This window comes from Vreelandella janggokensis (genome assembly GCF_031451615.1).
Taxonomy (GTDB): Bacteria; Pseudomonadota; Gammaproteobacteria; order Pseudomonadales; family Halomonadaceae; genus Vreelandella; species Vreelandella janggokensis.
Window position 1 is genome coordinate 1 of record NZ_JARWAJ010000014.1, and the last position, 1,386, is coordinate 1,386.

The 1,386-nt window shown below is 66.0% G+C and carries 1 protein-coding gene; it reads left to right on the forward strand.

Annotated features, from left to right (window positions below):
- A partial coding sequence (locus QC816_RS18255; RefSeq protein WP_309783854.1) for an IlvD/Edd family dehydratase occupies positions 1 to 1,386 on the forward strand: 1,386 nt, incomplete at both ends.

Below are 1,386 nucleotides of genomic sequence, written 5' to 3' on the forward strand. Positions count from 1 at the left end.
TCCAACCTGCGCCCCACGGCCATGTTCACCCGCAACCTGGCCAGCATGGACGTGGAAGAAGCCATTCGCGGCAACCCCATGGACGGCGTGGTGCTGCTGGTGGGCTGCGACAAGACCACCCCGGCGCTGTTGATGGGGGCGGCGAGCTGCGATATCCCCACCATCGTGGTCACCGGCGGGCCAATGCTCAACGGCAAGCACAAGGGCAAGGATATCGGCTCCGGCACCGTGGTCTGGCAGCTCTCCGAGCAGGTCAAGGCGGGTGAGATCTCGATGCACGACTTCATGGCCGCCGAAGCCGGCATGTCGCGCTCCGCGGGGACCTGCAACACCATGGGCACCGCCTCCACCATGGCCTGCATGTCGGAATCGCTGGGCGTTTCGCTCCCCCACAACGCCGCCATCCCGGCGGTGGACTCCCGCCGCTACGTGCTGGCCCACCTCTCCGGTAACCGGATTGTCGAGATGGTCGATGAAGACCTCAAGCTCTCCAAGATCCTCACCAAGGAAGCCTTTGATAACGCCATTCGCACCAACGCCGCCATCGGAGGCTCCACCAACGCGGTGATTCACCTCAAGGCGATTGCCGGGCGCATCGGTGTTGACCTCACCCTGGACGACTGGAGCCGAGTCGGGCGTGGCACCCCCACCGTAGTGGATCTGCAGCCCTCGGGGCGCTTTCTGATGGAAGAGTTCTACTACGCCGGCGGCCTACCCGCGGTGCTCAGACGCCTGGGCGAAGCCGACCGGCTGCCCTTCAAGGACGCCTTGACCGTCAACGGCAAGACACTGTGGGAAAATGTTCAGGACGCCCCGCTGTACAACGACGAGGTGATCCGCCCGCTGGACAACCCGCTCACCGCGGATGGCGGCATCTGCGTGGTACGCGGCAATCTCGCGCCCAACGGCGCGGTGCTCAAGCCCTCGGCGGCGAAAGCCGAACTCATGCAGCACCGCGGCCGCGCGGTGGTCTTCGAAGACTTCGACGACTACAAGGCGCGCATCAACGACCCGGACCTGGACGTGGAAGCCAACGACATTCTGGTCATGAAACACTGCGGCCCCCGGGGTTATCACGGCATGGCCGAGGTGGGCAATATGGGCCTGCCACCCAAGATCCTCGCCCAGGGCGTGACCGACATGGTGCGGATTTCCGACGCCCGCATGAGCGGCACCGCCTACGGTACCGTGGTGCTGCACGTTGCCCCGGAAGCCGCCGCGGGCGGCCCGCTGGCCGCGGTGCGCAACGGCGACTGGATCGAGCTCGACTGTCACAGCGGCCGACTGCACCTGGACATCAGCGACGAAGAGCTGGCCTCACGCCTGGCCGAAAGCGACCCTACGGCGGCCTCGACGCTGATTGCCAGCCAGGGTGGCTACCGGCAA